Annotated in this window: 1 protein-coding gene and 2 pseudogenes; 2 read left to right on the forward strand and 1 reads right to left on the reverse strand. The window is 61.3% G+C overall.

The annotated features are described in order from the left end of the window. Nucleotides 1-80: pseudogene (locus tag BHD06_RS23445) on the reverse strand (IS6 family transposase); the annotation flags it as partial. A 42-nt stretch (nucleotides 81-122) separates the two neighbouring features. Here BHD06_RS23445 and repB point away from each other — a divergent pair. Beyond that, a complete protein-coding gene (repB, locus tag BHD06_RS22570; RefSeq protein ID WP_080459183.1) occupies nucleotides 123-1,076 on the forward strand; it encodes a plasmid partitioning protein RepB in 954 nt (317 codons plus the stop codon). Nucleotides 1,077-1,436: 360 nt separating this feature from the next. Beyond that, a pseudogene (locus tag BHD06_RS22575) lies at nucleotides 1,437-1,847 on the forward strand (IS6 family transposase); the annotation flags it as partial. Nucleotides 1,848-2,007 lie beyond the last annotated feature (160 nt).

Raw genomic sequence — 2,007 nt, forward strand, 5'->3', positions numbered from 1 at the left:
TACGCCCAGACCGCATAGGCGACGATTTCACGAGGGAAGCGGTAGCCTTTCAGGCGAGGCATCGTGCAAGGTATCTTCATCCCGGCTGACTATGCGAAAGCCCACGCCCAAACAAGTTGGCAATGCCCCTCAAGGGGCTGATGGAGGCACCCAAGCCGAGGTCCGAGACCGGTGAGGCTCGCGTCGATACCGGGCGACCGCGCTATTCCGGCGGCGCGATCGGGGCGGTCAGCCAATCCATTGCCGGGTTGAAATCGCGCTCCGTGCTCGAGATCGACCCCGATCAGATCGAGGCCGGCGGGCTGCGCGACCGGCTGGATTTCGACGAGGCCGACCATCAGGCGCTGATGGTCTCGATCCGCGATCACGGCCAGCAGGTGCCGGTGCTCCTGCGCCCCCACCCCGACCGCAAGGACCGCTACCAGGTGGTCTATGGCCGCCGCCGGGTTCTGGCGCTGCGCGATCTCGGTCAGCCGGTCAAGGCACTGGTGCGTGATCTCGACGACCGCGAACTGATCCTGGCGCAGGGTCAGGAAAACGCCGCCCGCCGGGATCTGAGCTTTATCGAGAAGGCCAATTTCGCCCGGCAGATGCGCGATCAGGGCTATGAGCGAAGCACCATCTGCGCGGCGCTTCATATAGACAAGACATTGATTTCACGCATGCTTTCGGTGGTCGACCGCCTGTCTCCCGATCTGATCGAGGCGATCGGCGCCGCGCCGTCGGTGGGGCGCGACCGCTGGCTGACGCTGGCCGAACGGATCGAGACGGATGTGTTCTCGGTCGATGAGGCGATCGCCACGGTCAATCTCGCGCGGGATGGCAGCAGTTCGGACGCGCGGTTCGAGGCGCTTTTCAAAGCGATCGAGCGTCACCGCGACACGCCGGGCCGCAAGCCGCCTGCCTCCGACACGCCGCTCAAGGGGGCGGCGGGCGAGACCATCGGGCAGGCCCTGCACAGGTCGGGGACGACCTTGCTCAAGCTGCCCGACAAGACCGCGCCGGGATTTGCCGAATGGCTGATCGCGGCGCTTCCGGACCTGCATCATCGCTGGAAGGACGGCGATGATGGCTAGGCCCGGCCGCAGGCAACGCGGCCGGTAAACGAAACCCTGAAACCAAGAAGGAGGCACAGACAGACAGAACGCAAAAAGAAGCCCCCCGAGAACGTATCCCGAGAGGCCCATGATCACAGTCACATGATCATCTGAATCTACACACTTCAGAACATGGGCCATCTGTTGACAGCTGTCAACAAGCGTCGGTTTCCGGCGGGCGAAAAAGTTTTGTCCTGTGAAGAATAAATATGGAAATTCTGACGACGACCCCTTTCGGGCCGCGCCGGATGAGCTATGAGCTGTTGAAACAGGATCAGGTGGCCTCGGCGGCGGCATTGCCAACTTGTTTGGGCGTGGGCTTTCGCATAGTCAGCCGGGATGAAGATACCTTGCACGATGCCTCGCCTGAAAGGCTACCGCTTCCCTCGTGAAATCGTCGCCTATGCGGTCTGGGCGTATCATCGTTTTGCGCTCAGCACCGCAGATGTCGAGGATCTGCTTGCCGAACGCGGCGTGATAGTCAGCCGGGAAACCGTCCGGAACTGGGTGAATCGGTTTGGCCGTCATTTCGCCGATTGCATCAAGCGCGACAGACCTGGCACCAGTGACAAATGGCACTTGGATGAGGTCGTTGTTCCGATCAATGGTGTGAAGTTCTGGCTCTGGCGGGCCGTCGACGCGGATGGGAATGTGCTCGACATTCTCGTGCAAAAGCAACGCAATGCGAAGGCCGCCAGACGGTTCATGAAACGGTTGATCGACCGATTTGGCGCGCCGCGGGTCGTGATCTGAATCGCCCCGAGTTTGTCGGAGACCATCAACTTAAGTAAGGATGATGGTTATGACAAAAAGCAAAATGGCAAATCGCTACTCGCCCGAGGTCCGCGCGCGGGCGGTCCGGATGGTGTTCGAGCATCAAGGTTCATACGAAACGCAGGCGGGCGCGATT

Source organism: Roseovarius sp. A-2, assembly GCF_002072155.1.
Classification (GTDB): Bacteria; Pseudomonadota; Alphaproteobacteria; order Rhodobacterales; family Rhodobacteraceae; genus Roseovarius.